Annotated in this window: 12 protein-coding genes; 5 read left to right on the forward strand and 7 right to left on the reverse strand. The window is 68.3% G+C overall.

The genetic code is table 11. From position 1 onward, the window contains the following. Positions 1-19 precede the first annotated feature (19 nt). Positions 20-196 carry a hypothetical protein gene (locus OJ997_RS03320; RefSeq protein WP_270023586.1) on the reverse strand — a complete coding sequence of 59 codons (177 nt, stop codon included), beginning with the start codon at positions 194-196 and terminating at the stop codon, positions 20-22. 311 nt (positions 197-507) lie between these two features. Then, positions 508-1,032, reverse strand: coding sequence for a helix-turn-helix domain-containing protein (locus OJ997_RS03325; protein WP_270023587.1), 525 nt, complete (start codon positions 1,030-1,032; stop codon positions 508-510). Positions 1,033-1,494: 462 nt separating this feature from the next. Between OJ997_RS03325 and OJ997_RS03330 the strand changes: the two genes are divergently transcribed. Then, entirely contained in the window at positions 1,495-2,184 is a 690-nt protein-coding gene (locus OJ997_RS03330) for a tyrosine-type recombinase/integrase (protein WP_270023588.1), read from the forward strand. Positions 2,185-2,377: 193 nt separating this feature from the next. Here the strand turns inward: OJ997_RS03330 and OJ997_RS37330 are convergent, their stop codons facing one another. The 3 genes from OJ997_RS37330 to OJ997_RS03345 all read right to left on the reverse strand — a co-directional run bounded on the left by OJ997_RS37330 (position 2,378) and on the right by OJ997_RS03345 (position 7,616). After that, positions 2,378-3,217, reverse strand: a complete 840-nt coding sequence (locus OJ997_RS37330; protein ID WP_270023589.1) for an endonuclease NucS domain-containing protein — start codon at positions 3,215-3,217, stop codon at positions 2,378-2,380. 172 nt (positions 3,218-3,389) lie between these two features. Next, positions 3,390-6,695, reverse strand: coding sequence for a DEAD/DEAH box helicase (locus OJ997_RS03340; protein WP_270023590.1), 3,306 nt, complete (start codon positions 6,693-6,695; stop codon positions 3,390-3,392). Between the two features lie 54 nt (positions 6,696-6,749). Then, positions 6,750-7,616, reverse strand: coding sequence for a hypothetical protein (locus tag OJ997_RS03345; RefSeq protein ID WP_270023591.1), 867 nt, complete (start codon positions 7,614-7,616; stop codon positions 6,750-6,752). A gap of 1,173 nt (positions 7,617-8,789) precedes the next feature. Between OJ997_RS03345 and OJ997_RS03350 the strand changes: the two genes are divergently transcribed. Next, positions 8,790-11,699, forward strand: coding sequence for a PKD domain-containing protein (locus OJ997_RS03350; RefSeq protein WP_270023592.1), 2,910 nt, complete (start codon positions 8,790-8,792; stop codon positions 11,697-11,699). A gap of 66 nt (positions 11,700-11,765) precedes the next feature. Then, a complete protein-coding gene (locus tag OJ997_RS03355) occupies positions 11,766-11,954 on the forward strand; it encodes a hypothetical protein (RefSeq protein WP_270023593.1) in 189 nt (62 codons plus the stop codon). Here OJ997_RS03355 and OJ997_RS03360 read toward each other — a convergent pair. Then, the gene (locus OJ997_RS03360; RefSeq protein WP_270023594.1) at positions 11,909-12,226 is read right to left on the reverse strand and encodes a nuclear transport factor 2 family protein; all 318 of its coding nucleotides are present in this window, start codon (positions 12,224-12,226) and stop codon (positions 11,909-11,911) included. The two genes, OJ997_RS03355 and OJ997_RS03360, sit on opposite strands and share 46 nt — an antisense overlap. Positions 12,227-12,293: 67 nt before the next feature. Between OJ997_RS03360 and OJ997_RS03365 the strand changes: the two genes are divergently transcribed. Then, on the forward strand, positions 12,294-13,268 hold the full coding sequence (locus OJ997_RS03365) for a VOC family protein (RefSeq protein ID WP_270023595.1): 975 nt from the start codon (positions 12,294-12,296) through the stop codon (positions 13,266-13,268). A gap of 152 nt (positions 13,269-13,420) precedes the next feature. Then, on the forward strand, positions 13,421-14,800 hold the full coding sequence (locus tag OJ997_RS03370; RefSeq protein ID WP_270023596.1) for a glutamine synthetase III domain-containing protein: 1,380 nt from the start codon (positions 13,421-13,423) through the stop codon (positions 14,798-14,800). On the opposite strand, the gene OJ997_RS03375 is transcribed toward OJ997_RS03370, so the two are convergent. Beyond that, positions 14,801-16,978, reverse strand: coding sequence for a PAS domain-containing sensor histidine kinase (locus OJ997_RS03375; RefSeq protein ID WP_270023597.1), 2,178 nt, complete (start codon positions 16,976-16,978; stop codon positions 14,801-14,803). Positions 16,979-16,999: the final 21 nt, after the last annotated feature.

Genomic DNA, 16,999 nt, shown 5'->3' on the forward strand with positions numbered 1-16,999 from the left:
TGTGAACAACCTGCGCGGCTCAGGTGGCGATCGTCAGGCTCGCGACGAAGCCGCGCTTGACGCCAATGCTGACCGGCGCGAGCTGGCGGATCGCCTTGGCGTCATGGGTGCGTGCATCGTTGAAACACCAGAGCGGCGCCTGCTTCGCCTCTGACGTGATCGTCCTGTCGAAGCTCACCGAGGCCGTCGACGGCACGCTGCTCGTGGGATCGCGATCCCGACGTAGCCACGTCCGCCGCGGCGCGACTGGCGAGCCATTACGACTGCCGGTTGTCCCGACGGGCCATGGTGTTTCCGGACTCGTGCTGTTCGCGCAAAGGAGCAGTGAGGCATCCGCGCCGGCGGACCGCTCCTCGTCGTTCTTTGCGAGAGCGGGCCCCGATCACGCCGATCCGCTCCCGCCGCCAAGGCGACGGGTGTGACTCCACCGGGGACCCCGTTGAATCCGATGGCCGGGATCCGTGGCGTCTTCAGGATCTGACCAGCAGAACGTTGACGGAGGCCCGACTACGACCGAGACGGGAGCGACTGAAGGAGCCCGGACACGTACGTCGCGGCGGGCTCGCGCGTGGCCCGGTGCACGACGCTCTCCGGCGCTTGACCTTGCTCGTCGATGAGCACCAGTTGGTCCGGACCGGTCTCACTTGAGTCGGTCCAACCCATTGCAGCGTCCAGCCAAACGGGATGCGCCACCACGGTGAACGGGCTCAGACAGTCAAGTAAGGCGGCCACTGCGAGAGCAAGTTGCCAATCTGCGAACACGCCGAGGCAGCCCGGTACGCTGACAAGACGATAGCCGGATGGCGTCAGCTCGAAGAGGATATGCAGGGGCAGTTCCTCGTCGTCGGCGCGGGTTCCGATGGCGAACCTCGGGAGCATCTCCTTCCAGCGAGTGGGGGACACGACTTGGCCACCACGCTCTAGCCGGCAAACCTGCGATGCAGAGATTCCGAGCACCTCGCCGAGCCGCTCCTGCGTCTCGTTCGTGAGTCGCCGCGAGAGCTGGAAAAGGGCCGTTGGCGGCGCCAGCACGGCTACGCCTCAGTTGAGGGCGAGCGCGCCCAGTACGACGCCGAGCACACCCATCGCTAGCGCGGACAAGGTCAGCATCAGCATGACGAGGAATTGGATGTCGTCTTTGCTCATAGCACGCTCCGGTAGTTGACAGCGGTATGGGCGTTGTACACGGCCTTGACAGATCGAGCCACCCGGAGATGCGCTAATAGCGGTCTTGCAGGTTCCTGCAAGACCGCATTTGGCGGAGAAAAGGAGAATGGGTGCGGTAGTTCGGTTGGGCGAGGAGCCACACGAGAACGGCGATCGAGCGACGGGCTCGGACTGGGCCCCTCAAACTTGCGGTGCCGACGCTTCTGCTTTCCATGTAGGGGTTGGCGAGATCCGGGCGGTGCGGCTCCCGCGGGACTGCTGCTTCCGTGACGGCCGCCTGTGCGATTGGCATCGTCGGTGCATCGCAACGGTTCGAGGGAGGACACGATGTCGCAGATGCTCGATGCCGCCGGTCGCCGTCGTTCACCAGCCACCATGCCGGGCTTCCACGCCGGGCGCCCGCCACGGAACAAGGGCGTGCGCTATCCGGCCGATCCGCCAACGGTCGAGGAGATCGTCTCGGTGATGCGCGCGGCCGGTGACTCGCTGCACGGACAGCGGCTCCGCGGGCTGATCGCCGTGCTCTGGCGTGCGGGACTGCGGATCAGCGAAGCGCTCGCGCTCGCCGAGTCTGACCTCGACGCGCGCCGCGGAGCGGTGCTGGTTCGTCGCGGCCAAGGCGGGCGCCGGCGCGAGGTCGGTATGGACGACTGGGCTTGGCAAGAGCTACAACCGTGGCTCGAAAGCCGGCTCGAGCTGCCGGTCGGGCCCCTGTTCTGCATCATCACCGGCCCGACACGCGGACGACGGTGGTCAACCGCGGCCGCACGAAACGAGATGCGCCACGCCGCAGCCGCGGCGGGAGTTCGCCGCCGGTTCGCGCCGCACCAGCTTCGTCACGCGCACGCCGTCGAGATGGCTCACGAAGGCGTGCCGCTGATCGTCATCCAGCGACAGCTCGGCCACAGCAACCTCGGCATCACGTCGATCTACCTGCAAGGCATCGACAACGCCGAGATCATCGACACCGTGCACGCCCGCCGCGCACCCATGATCCCCGTCCGCACCACACGCTGACGGCTTCGAGTAGTCGCCGAACTCGCGCAGAGCAGCAGTCCGGCATGCGGCCCAGCCGAGCTCCCCCATCGTCCGCTCCGGCGGTCAGGAAGACACGAGTTGCAACGCGGCCAGCCGAAGAGACGGCTAGTTCTGTCCGCCAGTCCTCATCGGGCCATTCGGATCGCGTTCACTGGGCGCAGACGGAGCTACGTCAAGTCGTTCGACCACCGCTCGAGTCAGGAAACTCGATTGAGTCCCAGCTAATCCAACGTACCCTCGAGACGACCTCGGCGAGGGCATAGGGCACTTGCCGATGCTGGGACTGACCGATGAGTACCCCCGTGACGTCGATGGCGTCTGGCGCATTTCGAACCCAGCCGACATAGCCGAGTATCTGGCCCACGGCGTCGCGCCGGACTTCGCCAGCTTTCAACTCGATCACTACGTAGTGCCGAGGCTCATCCTTCAAGTGGCACAGGATGTCGATCGTCCCGTCGTGACCTTTGCAGAAGACCTGCTGGCCGATCAGCTCCAAATCTAGGCCGTGCTCGCGAAGGACACTGAGGTTCTGAGCGAGCCAGTTCTCCAGTTCAAGTTCGGTTCGAACAGGCTTGAGCGGACGGTGTCCCGTCACAGCGTTGGACGGCCGCCGCCCCGCTACGACTCCGGCGATCTCGAGCAACCGCTGCCACACCTGCTCAGGCATCGGCATGGCCGCCCTGACAAAGCTAGCCTTCAACGCCGGCCATGCACTGAGGACCAAGTCCGCGCGAAGTTCCGCCAGCCGTATCGGCGGATCGATCTTGGCGACGAACGCGTGGTGGCATCCATAGTGGCGACCGAAACCTGCGTCCACTGCAAGTGGGTTCTCATCCAGACGAAAGGCGTCCGACGTGGCGAGCACCACGTACGCAAGGTCCTTGGGGCCACGGACGGGAAACTCAGAGTCCCGCGCGCCAGCGGAGCGGTATACGACCGCGAGATCACCGGCACGAGTCTCTGGATGGCACGTCCACCAGCCGTTCTCGTCATCGAAGTCGATCTCGGCCACGGTCTCGACCGGATCTAAATCGGCTCTTTCAGACCCATCCTCGTTGAAGACCCACCGGGGCTGTGCTGACCAGACCCACTTCCTGGCCTCTCGCCCGAATACTTGGTCTACGCTCTCTAGGTTCACGCAGCCGACCCTAACCGGTGTTAGGGCTTCGTACCCGACGGGAGCCCTAGCGGGGGGCGAGCGAGAAGGCCGTCAGCGCCGCACGCTCGTCATCGACAAGGGTTCGTTCCGGGCTGGTGAGGAACTCGCTGTCGAGCAGTACGTCGCGCTTGCCCTTGAACCAGTCGCGCTGAACTTCGTCGTCGGCATGCACAATTGACGGCGGAGGCGGTATGAGCCTTGTGGCGAGGTGCGCTAGGCGGCGGTGTCGTACTCCGCCAAATCTCCACCAACCGAGACTTCCATCGTCGTGGCACCCGGCTCGAATCGCCATCGACAGCTGGGCTAACGCTGGCGCCGAAGTTGAGGAGAACTCCCAACCGAAGTTCGCGCCGTCCTGTTCCGTCGCCGTGGTAACCATGAGAGCGAACCCGCCCGCCAAGCGGGTCGTGCCGAACGTGAAGATGTGCTCGGCGAAGCCAATCATTTTGGGCAGAGGCTGTCCAGTCCCCCGTCCCGGCTCGCTTGGACGAGCCGGATTCACAGCGATTCCAGCGAGGGTGGACAGCGAGTCGCCGGCAAGCCAACGGTCGAGAACACTCGCGAACACTGTCCAGGCGTTGCCATGGTCTTGAAACTCGGCTGCGAGCGATCTCATCTCGGTGCCGTCGAGATCCGAAACGCGAAGCGTCTCTGCAACGACCTCGTACGGGAGGCCAGACATTGTTCGCGCTAGGAGTGCCGCCCACCCCCGCACATCTACTGGAAACGGCGCTTCGAGAGTCGAGCTTACTTCCGACCACAAAGCAGTGATCTGACGCAGCGAAAGACCAGATTCGTATGCGGTCTGCACAAGCCAGTCTGGCCCTTGAACGGAATCGCGAAGCCCGTCGCCGAGCCGGAACATCGAATCCGCCATTCGCCGCACTTGCTCAATGCCGACGGACGGGCGTGCCGCAACCGCGTATGTCCGGCTGATGATGGCTTCTGCTTCTGTCCGATCAGCCCGCAGCGGCAGAAACGCAAACGCAGTAAGGCCCTCAGGTCCCATCGTCTGCACGGTCAACTTGTTCGCCAGTGCGTCTGCAAGGACAGGCCCGAGCTGACTAACAACCGGGGATGACGCGTCTTCTTGCTGAAGGAACGGAGCGCGAGTCCGGACGGTTCGGCCATCGCTGTCCGGACCGATCTCGATCGCTGTGTCCGGTAGCACCACGGCCAAGGAGCGTGCCGACACGTACGCACGACCGGCGCGGCCGACGGCGTTCAACAGTTGGCTCTGCTCTCGAGCGGCGTGGACCGCGCGGGGCAGGTCCCGCTCAAAGCCGACGGTGATTCCCCCTATCACGACTGCCGTCGCCGGCAGGTTCAACCCCTGCGCGAGCGTCCCGGTCGCGAACACGATCTTCGCGAAGCCGCGTTCGTAGGCCAGTTCGCTCGCTCTCCGCTCCTCTGGGAGCATCGCGCTCGTGTGAACCGCCACGCCCTTCCGGATCACGTCCCGCAATGCACTCGGGACACCGAGTTCGTAGTCGGCAATGTCAAGCAGCCATTCGAGTTCGAGCCACTTGACGTCGTCCGGGTCTGACTGATCTCCGAAGCCCCGTAGGTCGCGCGCAACAGAAAAGCTGTAGTGCTTGTTTCGAGGAATGAACGCGAGGACTCGGTGGCCCGCGTCTGCGAGACCTTGAGCGATGGAGCCGGTCGCCTTATTCACATACGCAGGGCCGCGCACGACAACTTGGCCGTTTTCCCACGAAGCGCGAAGTGGTGCGACCAACCGAGTTCGGGCCAGTGCATAGTCCTCGGCAGCGGCTTCGGCCCATGCTCCCTGAAGGTTGACCAGTAGATTGACGCGCACGTCGACCGGCAAGTGGACGTTACGCGGTTTCTGTAGCAGTGCAGCCTGACCACGAACGCGAGCGTCGTCGACGTCGTCGGGGTCAAAACCCGCAACCGCTCTCAGCGTCCGGGTCGGCCGCCATGGTTCTCGGAGAGCGGCACACGGGCCGCCGGTGGCTCGCTCCAACCACGACTTAATGCTCTCGGGGTTCTGGAGGAGAGCCGACTGCATCAGCCACTTGGCACGAGGCGCCACCGATATGAGTTGCGCCACGACGAGTTCCGCGAGCACACCGCGGTTGCGCGGTTCGCCGATGAGGTGGCACTCGTCGAACACACATAGCGAGAGCTCCTCGAACACTTCCGGCGACTGTCGAAGCGCCAACGAGCACTTCTCCGGTGTCATGACGAGCACGTGCCGAGTAAGGTCGTCGGCACCCAGCTTCTCGTCGTCAAGCGCCGTGAACTCCGAGCCGCCGAGGAACTCACGGATCTCTGCGAGGGCGCCAAAGGCGGTCCGGAGATCTCGCCGCACCTGCGCGACGAGTGCCCGCGTCGGCGCGAGATAGAGCACCCATCCGGTATTCAGCGCCTGTGCGACGGCGAGTTCTGCCACCGCGCTCTTCCCCGACCCCGTCGGCATGCTCACTGCAGCATGGTTGACCGGACCGGGAAGGCACGCGTCCCGGTAGCTCTCAGCCGATGGCCACAGCACTGGTCGGCGCGCACAGCGCCGTTCCAGATACTCCTCGAAGAACCCAGGATCTGCCGGCGGCGGGACGTCACGCAGTGCTCTACTGCCGGTCCCATCGCAGGCAAACTTCAGCAGACGAGCGAGGTGGGCTTGGTCGGCGTAGGCCGCACTCTCTCCGTCTTCCAATAGCGTGAGCAGGGCGCCGAGGGCTGCAGCCGCTGGGCTCGCGCTCGCTTGGTCCTCAAGGCGAAGCCAGCGGAGGTGCGCCCGCGCCGCTTCCCCGAGGCGTCGCCATACCTCGATTCGAACGCGGGTAAGGACCGGCTGCGCGGGGTCCGCAACCTCTGGGAAGTCTTCGTCTCGGACCCAGCCAAGACGTACCAGCGCGTCGATATGCCGAAGCGCCCACTCTGACGCCTGCGATTCAGCGATTACGTCCGGCTGATAATCAGCCGCGGTGAGCGGACCTGGCGGTGGAAAAGCATCGGGAATCGCCACCGCTGCATTGGCGTCGAACGCCGCAATCAGATACAAGAGTGCCGCTTCGACCACTTCGTAGCGCGAGCGCCGACCAAAGGCGGGAAAGAACTCTGCGGCCGTTGAAGAGCCGTGGAAGGTTGGGAGCAAACTCAAGCTCTCGGCTGCGACGAACGCGCACGCGCGACGCGTTTCGGGCTCTACGCCAGGCACGAGGATCGCGTGCACCTCGAGCGCGGTAACCAAGCGTCGGAGTTCAGCTGCGAGTGCGTCCGCTTCAGCGCCCTGTGCCGCAGTTGCCACGTCTAGACCTTCGAGGTACGCGCGCGCCAACATCCGCTTAACGGTCTGTCCGTCCAACCCTTCGAACGTGGGGAGCGCTTCGAGCAGAACCGCTATTCCGCGATTAAACATCTACGCGTACAGCGCCGCAGCCGCTCTGCGCATGGCAGCATCAACGGCATCGAAGAATTCGTCGTACACGACCGGGTGACAATCCAACACGCGCTTGCTCTCGACGGGACGCCCGATCCGTTTCAGGCCAGGACGACTGCGGGCTAGATCCAGCTGATCACCGTGGGCAATAAACGGCAGGAAGCACGCACGCGTCTTCCAGAATGCGCCAGAAAGACCAGCCTGCAGCTGGGCAGACAACGCGGGTCGCAAGACCACCGTTTGCATCCGGATATCGACGTCGCGGGCGCCATCATGCACTTTCTGGAAGAAGGAAGTGGCTTCCGTGAGCCGCCCACTCCCATTGTTCTTAGTCGCCTTCGCCTCACCCAACGCGAGTGCCGGGAGCCCTGCGTCATCGTAAATGGCGAACAGGTCTAGTCCTTGCTGGGAAGGTTTCGGATGCGGCACGGCAATGGCTGCCACGTTTCCCGAAACGCACGGCGTCACGGCGCGCTGTCGAACCGCCAGTAGAGCGTGAGCAACGCCTTCCGCGATCCATGGATCACGAACATTGGGTGCGAAAACGTCCTTGATTTCCTGCTTCGCGTCGGGAACCGGCTCTAGCCTCGCGACGACGGCAGCCATCAACTCTGCTTTTGCGTCGGCCGAGTCCTCCAGGAGCGCCGCCGACAGCCGCAGGTCCGTTCCCACAATTCCGGCAAGCAGCGCTACGAGGTACATCCCTAAGGCATCGACAGCCTCCGGATCGGCAAGCCCTCCCACCTCCAGCGCGACATGACTATCGATCGCCGCTACCTCCGTCAGCGTCAGCAGCCGGGTCAGCGTGTCGAGAGCGCGGTCGACAAGGTCTTCGCGCGACGTCATCGGGCATCCTGTTCCTCAGGCATTGCCTCGTTCGCACCAGAGCCCGCAGCGAAATGCCGGATCACGACCTGCATCGCCGCAGTGGATATCAAAACGCGCTCGAAGGATCACTTGCCTTCACAACGACTCACCTTATTCGCAACAAGCGTCAAGACGCAAGCGCTTGAACGGATTCACGTGCCGGTACGCGCGCCGCCGAGCGAATCGATCCGTTGCATGTGGTCGCGATTCTGCCTCAAAGAGGTTGAAACCGCACAACGCGGAACGAAGGCGGACCGCCGGTCGCCTCATGAGCTGCAACCGCGATGGTGAACTCTGACGCGCGCCCTAGCCGCAGATCTCTGGGTCGGATCGCGCGAGCGGACCTCGAGATCTCCGGCACCGTTGCTTTCGCGTGATAGAAGCAGCGGCTGGCTCGTCGTCACGCGTGCGACTCGGGCCGGTGGCGTCGTCGAGCTACCCACGGCGGAGCTCGCCGCGAGGCTGAGCCCGTGCCCGCCAGCTTGGGTCTATGCCACTCGGGTCGCGCCTGAGTGCTCCGAAGGACCGGAGATGTCAGGGAATGCCCGCCCGAGGGCCACTGTCCAAGGGGAACGCCGTGGCCGATCAAGCGGGGGGCTGACTTGATCTCCGGGAAGCCAAGGAGGCGAAAGGCCACGCCAACACGACCTCGCCTCCCTCCGCACGCCTGCCAAGGAGAAGCCGCACCGCTAGTCAGCCCACGCTTCTGGGCGGCACGCGGCGGTACCTCCCAGCGCACTTAAGAGCCCTACCGCGCACACAGACCGAAGCGCGAGTTCGGGGGCGAGCGCAGGGAGGTGCCGACGCGGGCCGACACGCACGGCGCCGGGCGCTGTGGGACTGATCCAATTGCGCAAGGTGCAGGACCCGGCCGTGAACGATTCTCGTCGACGCACGCGACTACGTGTGCGGTCATTTGCTTCGAGCGTTCGCACCGAGCCGGCGCTGAACGCGTGGCCGCGCCCGTAGCCCGACGACACCAAGTCCGTCCCCGAGCCGGGCGAGGCCCAGCGGGGCGATGACGGCGTCCACTACTACGAGGCCGACGCCGACGACTGGCCGACTGGGGTGTGGATAACCGCTCCCTGAACTTGGGCGGGTTCAGGGTGGACCCCGATGTCGGGGTGGGCCGGCGCGATGAGCATGGCGGTCATGACCTCGACCCTTCGACGGCTGCTGTTGACCACGGTGGCCGTGACCCTCTTCGTGGCGCCGGCCGCAACGGCGCAGCAGCCGTTGATGGCCTCGCTCACCGCGAACCCCGAGCAGCCTAGGCTCAATGAGTCCGTCGCGCTGATGGCGACGAGCACCGGCTCTGGGTTGTCGCCGATCACGAACGCGTGGGACCTGGACGGCGACGGCGCGTTCGATGACGCCACCGGCCGCACGACCAAGACCGTGTTCCTCAAGGACGGCACGCACGTGGTCCGGCTGCAGGCCTCGCAGGCCGTCGACGGCGTGATCCGGACGAGCGTTGCCGAGAAGACGTTCGTGATCGGCACGCCGACGCCCACGCCGACGGCCACGCCGACCGAGACGGCCACGCCGGAGCCGACCGCCACCGCGATCCCCACGGCCGCGCCGCCGACCAACGCGCCGCCCGTCGCGCGCTTCGACCGCGAGTGCACGCGCCACGGCCAGCTCACCCTGTGCGGCCTGACGATCGCCCACCAGGGCGCACCGAAGACGATCAGCGCCGCGCCGTCCAGTGACCCCGACGGCCAGATCGTCAAGTACGAGTGGGACCTGGACGGCGACGGCACGTTCGAGCAGACCACGGGCACCACACCGACCGTCACGCACACGTTCCAGCCGAAGCCGCGCCGGACGATCGGGCCGATCGTCCGTGAGTGGCCGGTCTCCGTGCGCGTCACCGACGACCAGGGCGCGCAGGCCACGCAGAGCTTCACGGTCAGCGTGAAGGAGCCCAAGTGCGAGCAGACCGTCAAGCTCGGCGCGTTCACCGCGACCGGCGCCTGCCTGCGCGACTTCGGCGATCACCACCGCACATCCGAGCCCGTCACGCTGAACGGCATCGCGATCGAGCCGAAGGCCGGCCAGTGGGTCAGCCTCGCCAAGGACCGCATCGCGACGAAGAACGCCACCGTCTCCATGAACGCGGGCGGCACGTTCGCGACGCTCTCCACGGGCGCGTTCGAGTGGACGCCGTCCGGTACCCGGCTCAACGGCTTCACCATCAGCCCCGACGCGAAGGTCAACGGCCTCAAGGTCACGGGGCTCTCGGGCACGTCGGCGCTGAGCGGCAGCCAGTTCCGCGCGAAGGTGTTCGTCGCCCTGCCCGCGCAGTTCGGCGGCGCGACCTCCGGTAGTCCGGTCACGCTCGGCGGCGTCGCGAAGGCCGCGGGCGCCGACGACGCGTTCAGCTTCTCGGTCCCGACCGCCGCGCTCGGCCCGATCGGCCTGGACCGCCTGGTCGTCTCCTACAACGGCATCAACCTGTGGGAGATCGAGGCCGGCATCAACCTGCCGGCGCCCGCGGCGGTCGACCTGACCGGCAAGGCCGGCATCCGCAGCTCCGGCAAGTTCGCGTACGGCGAGGCCGAGGCCAAGTTCCCGGGCGGCCTGCCGCTCGGCGGACCGATCCCGGTGATGCTGGAGCGGATCAAGTTCCGCATCGAGGTCGACCCGCCCGAGAGCGAGTGCGTCCCGGCGACCGGAAGGAAGCCGCTCTACTGGCCGACCGAGCTGCTCGGCCCGCGCCCGTCCAGCGTCCCGGCCCACGTCGACCACGGCCACCCGACGTTCGCCCTCTGCGGCGAGGTCGCCCTCACCGCCGGCCCGTCGGTGCTCGGCAAGGCCGCCGCGCGCCTGACCGCCGGCCTCGGCTGGGCGACGTACGCCGACCGTCCGTGGGTGCTGCGCGCGTTCGGGGAGCTCGAGCTGGTCGAGATCCCCGTCGCCGAGGCGCGCCTCTCGGTCCACGGCGACGGCTACATCACCGCGATGGGCAAGTTCGACTGGGGCATCGACGGCATCGTGTCGCTCAGCGGCGGCATCAACCTGGAGATGCTCAAGACGAAGTTCAACGCGAGCGGCCGCGTGGACGCGTGCATCGACGCCGTCGACCTGTGCGCCGGCGCCCGCGCGATCGTCTCCTCCAAGGGCATCGCCGCCTGCCTGAAGATCGACCTGTGGCTCACCGACTGGACGCCTGGCATCGGCTACGAGTGGGGCAAGGCGTTCCCGACCCCGTACTTCAGCGGCTGTGACATCGGCGACTACAAGGTCGCGATCAGCCGCCCGAAGGCCGCCGCGGCGCAGTTCACCGGCGCGGCGCGCACCGTCGACCTGAAAGCCGGCCTGCCCGGCACCTCGCTCGTGATCAAGGGGGAGGGCGCGCCGCCCAAGGTCGTGCTCACCGGACCCGACGGCCGCACCCTCCAGCCGCCTAGCGATGGCAAGCCGTCGGTCGTCGGCCAGGGCTACCTGCTGCTCGAGGACACGCGCACGAACACGACCCAGGTCCTGATCGAGAAGCCCGCCGCCGGCCGCTGGGCGATCACCCCGCAGCTCGGCTCGTCGACCATCACCGAGGTGCTCACCGCCGACGGCCTGGACAAGCCGGACATCAGGGTCAAGGTCGCGCGGCCCGGCGTGCTGACCTACACGGCGCCGAAGGTCGCCGGCCAGACGATCACGCTCGTCGAGCGCGGCGGCACGGCCGGCGGGGAGCTCGGCAAGCTCACGAGCGACCGCGGCACCCTGCGCTGGACGCCCGCGCAAGGCGCCGCGGAGAAGCGCCGCATCGTCGCGCTCGTCGAGCAGGACGGTGTGCTGCGCGAGGAGCTCGACGTCGCCTCGTACCGCGCCCCGAAGGCGGCCCGCCCGGCGCCCGTCAAGGGCTTGAAGGTCACCAAGCGCGGCGCCACTTGGAAGCGTGTTCAGCACGCCGCGGCCTACACCGTCACGGTCAAGCTGCGCGGCGGTAAGACCGTCGTGCGCAACGTCAAGCACCCCAGGCTCGCCATCCGGGGCGCCAAGCGCGTGACCGTGCGCGCCGTCAGCCCGAGCGGCATCACCGGTCCGGCCCGTTCTGTGTAAAACGACACGTTCGCAGTAGGGGAAAGGGCGCGGAACCTATGCACGGTCGTCCATAGGTTTCCGCCCATGAACCGCACCCTGCTCTTCCTCGCCACCGCCATCACCGCCCTCGTCGCTGCAGCCGGCGTCGCGAACGCCGCCGAGACGGTCCACCTCAAGCTGAAGGCCACGGCCGCATCAACGTCGCCGGACCCGGGTGGGGCTGTCGCTCACGCGGCCGTGAACAGCGGCGCCACGTCCATGAAGATCCGGTAGTCGTCGATGAGGTCTCCTTCGCCGCGGTAGATCGTGACCACTGGGAGGGAGACCGTCGACGTGTCCTTGCGCGTGTAGGTCACGGTCGACTCCACGATCGTGGCCGGGCCGGCCTCGAACTGCTCGATCACCGCGTGGCTCACGCCGGCGATCCCGTCGCAGAAGCCGGCCCAGACGTCACGCACGTTGTCGCGCCCGACGACCGTCTCGCTGTTGCCGAACGTGAAGCGGACATCGTCGGACAGATGACGTGTGAACGCCTCCGGTTCCATTGAGTCGATGTCTTTGAAAAGGTCTGGGTGCCTGGACATTGGCGAAGCCTACGGAGGAGAGACCACGATGCCCAACCCCGGGACGATCAACGGCAGCCACCACCTGACGTTCTGCGTCGGCGGCGCGCAGGAGGACTACGACTTCCACGTCCGCACGCTCGGCCTGAAGAGCGTCAAGAAGACGGTGCTCTTCGACGGCGAGATCCCGATCTACCACCTCTACTACGCCAACCGCGTGGGGGATGCGAGCACGATCCTGACGAGCTTCCCGTACCGTCAGGCGGGCTGGATGGGCAAGCGCGGGACCAACCAGGCAAAGTCGATCAACGTCGCCGTGCCCGCGGAGTCGATCGGGTACTGGGCGGACCGCCTCAAGACCGCCGGCATCGCCGCGAAGCAGGTCGAGCGCTTCGGCACCGAGCGCCTGGAGCTCGCCCACCCGTCCGGCATCCCGTACCAGATCGTGGGGGAGACGCGAAGCGACACGCGCGAGCCCTACGCCGGCGGCGACGTCCCCGCCGAGCACGCGATCCGCGGCGCGTTCGGCACGACCACGAGCGTCCGCGAGCCCGAGTTGCAGGACGAGTTCCTGCGCGAGGCGTTCAACTGCACGCACGTCGCCAGCGACGGCGCGCACCACCAGTACGAGATCCAGGGCGAAGGCCACGGCCGCACGCTCGAGCTCGTCGAGGAGCCGGACCTGCAGCAGGGCACGTGGCGCTTCGGCGAGGGCACGATCCACCACCACGCGTTCGACGTCGGCACGGCCGAGAACCAGCTTGTCGTCAAGGACTACATCGTCGGCCTCGGCTACACGGACGTGTCCGACGTCAAGGACCGCGGCTACTTCTTCAGCGTCTACCTGCGCACCCCGGGCGGCGCGCTGTTCGAGCTCGCCTTCTCGACGCCGCAGGGCTTCACGATCGACGAGCCCGTGGACGAGCTCGGCACGCACATGTGCATCCCGCCGCACTGGGAGGACCGGCGCGCCGAGATCTCCCAGCTGGAGCCGATCGACACCATCGAGACCGTGCAGCCGTAGGCCGGGAGGACGAGTCCTCCGGGCGATCGTCCGAGCGAAACGAGCCCGCAGGGCGAGGCTTCGCCCTCCCCGGTGCGGGGGACCACGCACTCGACCTGCGTCCCGCGAGGACGTACAACGGTGCAGTTCCCCCGCAACCGGAGCCGCCCCCCTTGTCCCGACCGTCCGAGTCCCACGCCGCCCGAATCCACCGTCCTCGCGTCGGCGCCGCCCCCGCGCCGTACGCGTTCGTGGGTCCGGCGCAGCGCGAGTGGCTCACGCCCGCGGGCCATGCCCTCCTGCAGGCGGCGGTCGCCGACGGTCGCGGGCTCCAGCCCTCCCTCGCGGACGAGGTGGCGCGGGCGCTGCGGGGCTGGGCGGGCAGCCGCGGCGCGACGCGGGTCGCCTTCCGCGTGCAGACCCTGGCCGGCGGCACCGCCGACTACACGATGGACCTCAAGTGGCTCACGGGGGAGGACCTCGTCGGCGGCGCACGCACGGCCGCGCCCGGCCGGCTGACGTGGGACCCGGTCGCTCCCGCGCACATCCGCGTCGACGCGGGCGGCGCCGTGCTGTGCCTGCCGTCGGTGCTCGCGTCGGACCTCGGCGAGGCGCTGGACGACCGGCTGCCGCTGCTGCGCTCGGTCGACGCGCTCTCGGCCACGACGGTGCGCGCGCTGCAGATCCTCGGCGAGGAGCCGACGCGCCGCGTGCTGGCGACGGTCGCGCTGACCCGCACGGTCGTGCTCTTCGACGCCGAGCCGTTCGCGCTGCGCACCCTGGAGGACCGGACGCGCGCGTGCCTGAACGCCACCGAGCGCGAGCTCGCTCGGATCGACGTCCGCGCGCGGCTCCGCTACAACGGCGACCAGCACGAGCTGACCGTCCTGCCCGCTTCCGCCTCGGTCGCGAGCGACTCGCTGGGCCTCGCGCTGGAGGCGCTCCGCGACACCGCGCGTCGCTACGGGCTCGGCTGCCGCGAGGCCGGCCAGACGCGTCCCGACGTGTGGTCGCTGATCACGGCGGAGGGCACGAACCTGCTCGCTCCGGGCGTGACCGCGTACGCGAACCTGCGCTTCCTGTTCTTCGCGGCCGCGGTGATCCGCGCGTTCGCCTCCCGTGACCTGCGGCGCCTGGACCTCGGGCACGAGCTGACGGCGATCCTCACCGCGATCGCTCGCGGCGAGCTGTTCGCCGGCAGCGACGCCGAGCTGGTCGCCGGCGCCGAGCCGCTGCCGCGCGTCCCCGGCCGCGACACCTCCGCCGGCTTCACCGGCGCGGGCTTCGCGCTCGGCCGCCTGGACGCGGTGACGATGACCGTGGTCAACACGCTCGTGGCTGACGCGATCACCGAGCAGACGCGGATGCTGCGCAGCTGGCTCGAAGTCGGCGAGGATCTCGAGCCCGCCGTGCGCGAGGTCGTGGCCGACGCCTTCCGCCGCCACCAGATGACCATGGGCGCGCACTCCCTGCTTGACGTGCTCACCGGCGACGACCGCCTGTTCGCCGAGCAGGGCGTGATGTCGGCGCGCGAGCTCGCCGCGCGCCGGTAGCTACGCCACGAACGGCACGACCAGCGTGAACACGCAGCCGTGCCCGACACCGGGTGAGCTCGCGTCGAGCGAGCCGCCGAGCCGCTCGATCATCCGGCGCGCGACGGCGAGGCCCAACCCGGTGCCCGAAGCGTTGGTCGCCCCGCGTTCGAAGAGGCCGAACACGCGGGCCAGGTCCGTCTCCGACAGGCCGACGCCGTTGTCGGTGACGCGGATCTCGACGAGCTCCTCGCCGGCCTCGACCGTGACCTGCACGCGCGGCGGGACGCCCTCGCGGCGGTACTTGATCGCGTTGGCGATCACGTTCTGCAGCACCAGCGCGACCTCCGAACGCGGCACCTCGACCGGCGGCAGCGGCTCGTCCACGACGACCTCGGCCTGCGCCTCGAGGGTGGCGGCCCGGAGCGCGTCGATGGCGTCGCGGACCGCGACCGTGACCGGGACCTGCTCTCCCGGCGCCTCTCCGAGGGCCACGCGCGCGACCTGCATCAGCCCGCGGATCTGCGCGCTGAGCCGGCTGGCGGACTCGTCGATGCCCGTGAGGAGCGCGCGCTCCTCGTCGCCGAGGAGGTCTTCGGCGGCGAGGCTGACCGCGCCCGCGCTGAGCTTGATCGAGTGCAGCGGCTCCTGCAGGTCGTGGCTCGCGGCGTAGGCGAACCGCTCCAGCTCGGCGTTCGAGCGTTCGAGTTGCTGCGCGCGCTCGCGCAGCTGCAGCTCGGCCTCCACGAGGTTGGTGATGTCGCGGATCATCGCGAGCGTCCCGCGCCAGGTGCCGTCGAGCAACGTCAGCGGCGCGACCGACACCTGGGCGGGGAACAGCGTGCCGTCGCCGCGGCGCCGGATCACCTGCACGGTCAGCGTCTGGCCGGCCTGGGCCTCGGCGACGAGCGCCTCGTGGCGCGCACGTTCGTCGTCGGGCACCACCAGGTCGGCGTAGGACCGCCCGAGCACCGCTTCCGCGCGCAGCCCGAACATGGCCTCCGCGCCCGGGTTCCAGGTCACGACCCGCCCGTGCTCGTCCCGCGCGACGATGGCGTCGGGCGCGGCCTGCACGAGCGCGGCGAGCCGCGCCTGGTCCAGCTCGGCCTGGCGCAGCTCGGTCACGTCGTGGGCGATCACGCCGAGCCCCTCGAGGCGGCCGTGCGGCCCCACCAGCGGGAACTTGGTGGTGACGAACTGGTGGTCCGTGCCGTCCCGGAACAGGATCGTCTCGCGGAACGTCGCCGGCGCGCCGGTCTCGAGCACGATCCGGTCCTGTTCGACGCTGCGGACGGCGACCTCGGGCGGGAACAACTCGGCGTCGGTGCGCCCGACCGCGTCGGGCGACGGCACCTCGCCGGCGCCGAAGCTGAAGAACAGGTAGCGCCCGTCGAGGTCCTTGACGCCGATCGCGTTGGGCGCGTTCTCGATGATGCGCTCCAGCAGCCGCTGCTCGCGCCGGCGCTCGGAGACGTCGAGCACGGTCATCGCCGCGCCCGTGATCGTGCCGTCGGCGTCGCGGATCGGCGCCGCGCTGAGCTCGACCTCCACCGCGGTGCCGTCGCTGCGCAACGCCATCGTGTCCGCCCGGAGCGACCCCTTGGCCTCCAGCACGGCGAACAGCGCCGGCGCGCCGATCCGGTACTCGGCGGTCACCAGCAGGTCTCCCGACTGCCCGACGATCTCCGCCGCCGACCAGCCGAACAGGCGCTCCGCGGACGGGCTGAAGAACAGGACCGTGCCGTCGACGTCGACGCCCAGGATCGCCTCCAACGCGGCGTCGACGATGCCGCGCAGGCGGGCGGCGGCCGCGTCGGCCGAGTGCCGGAGCGTGACGTCGCGCGCCATCCCGGCGACGCCGATGACCGCGCCCGCCTCGTCGAACATCGGCGAGAGCGTCAACTCCGCGGGGAAGGTCGAGCCGTCCTCGCGCCGGAGCTGGAGGATCAGCGCGTCCGAGACGGCCTCGCCGGCCAGCAGGCAGCGCACGATCGCGCGGGCCTCCTCGCGGTCCTCGGGAGCGGTGAACGCCGTGACGTCCGTACCCCGTAGATCGGCGCCGTCGAGCCCGAACAGCGCGTCGGCGAACGGGTTGACGTACGTGATGCGGCCCTCGCGATCACCGAAGACGATCGCGATCGGCAGGCTCTCCGCGGCAGCGGCGAAGAGAGCGGACTCGGGCGACCTGGACCGGGGCACGACCGGACCAGCATAAGTCCC

Source organism: Solirubrobacter phytolaccae (genome assembly GCF_027587195.1).
GTDB classification, from domain to species: Bacteria; Actinomycetota; Thermoleophilia; order Solirubrobacterales; family Solirubrobacteraceae; genus Solirubrobacter; species Solirubrobacter phytolaccae.

Bases quoted from the DNA above. Each gene is read 5' to 3' on its own strand.
- OJ997_RS03330 (WP_270023588.1), top strand. From the start codon at position 1,495: ATGTCGCAGATGCTCGATGCCGCCGGTCGCCGTCGTTCACCAGCCACC.
- OJ997_RS03345 (WP_270023591.1), bottom strand. From the start codon at position 7,616: ATGACGTCGCGCGAAGACCTTGTCGACCGCGCTCTCGACACGCTGACC.
- OJ997_RS03350 (WP_270023592.1), top strand. From the start codon at position 8,790: ATGACCTCGACCCTTCGACGGCTGCTGTTGACCACGGTGGCCGTGACC.
- OJ997_RS03355 (WP_270023593.1), top strand. From the start codon at position 11,766: ATGAACCGCACCCTGCTCTTCCTCGCCACCGCCATCACCGCCCTCGTC.
- OJ997_RS03360 (WP_270023594.1), bottom strand. From the start codon at position 12,226: ATGGAACCGGAGGCGTTCACACGTCATCTGTCCGACGATGTCCGCTTC.
- OJ997_RS03365 (WP_270023595.1), top strand. From the start codon at position 12,294: ATGCCCAACCCCGGGACGATCAACGGCAGCCACCACCTGACGTTCTGC.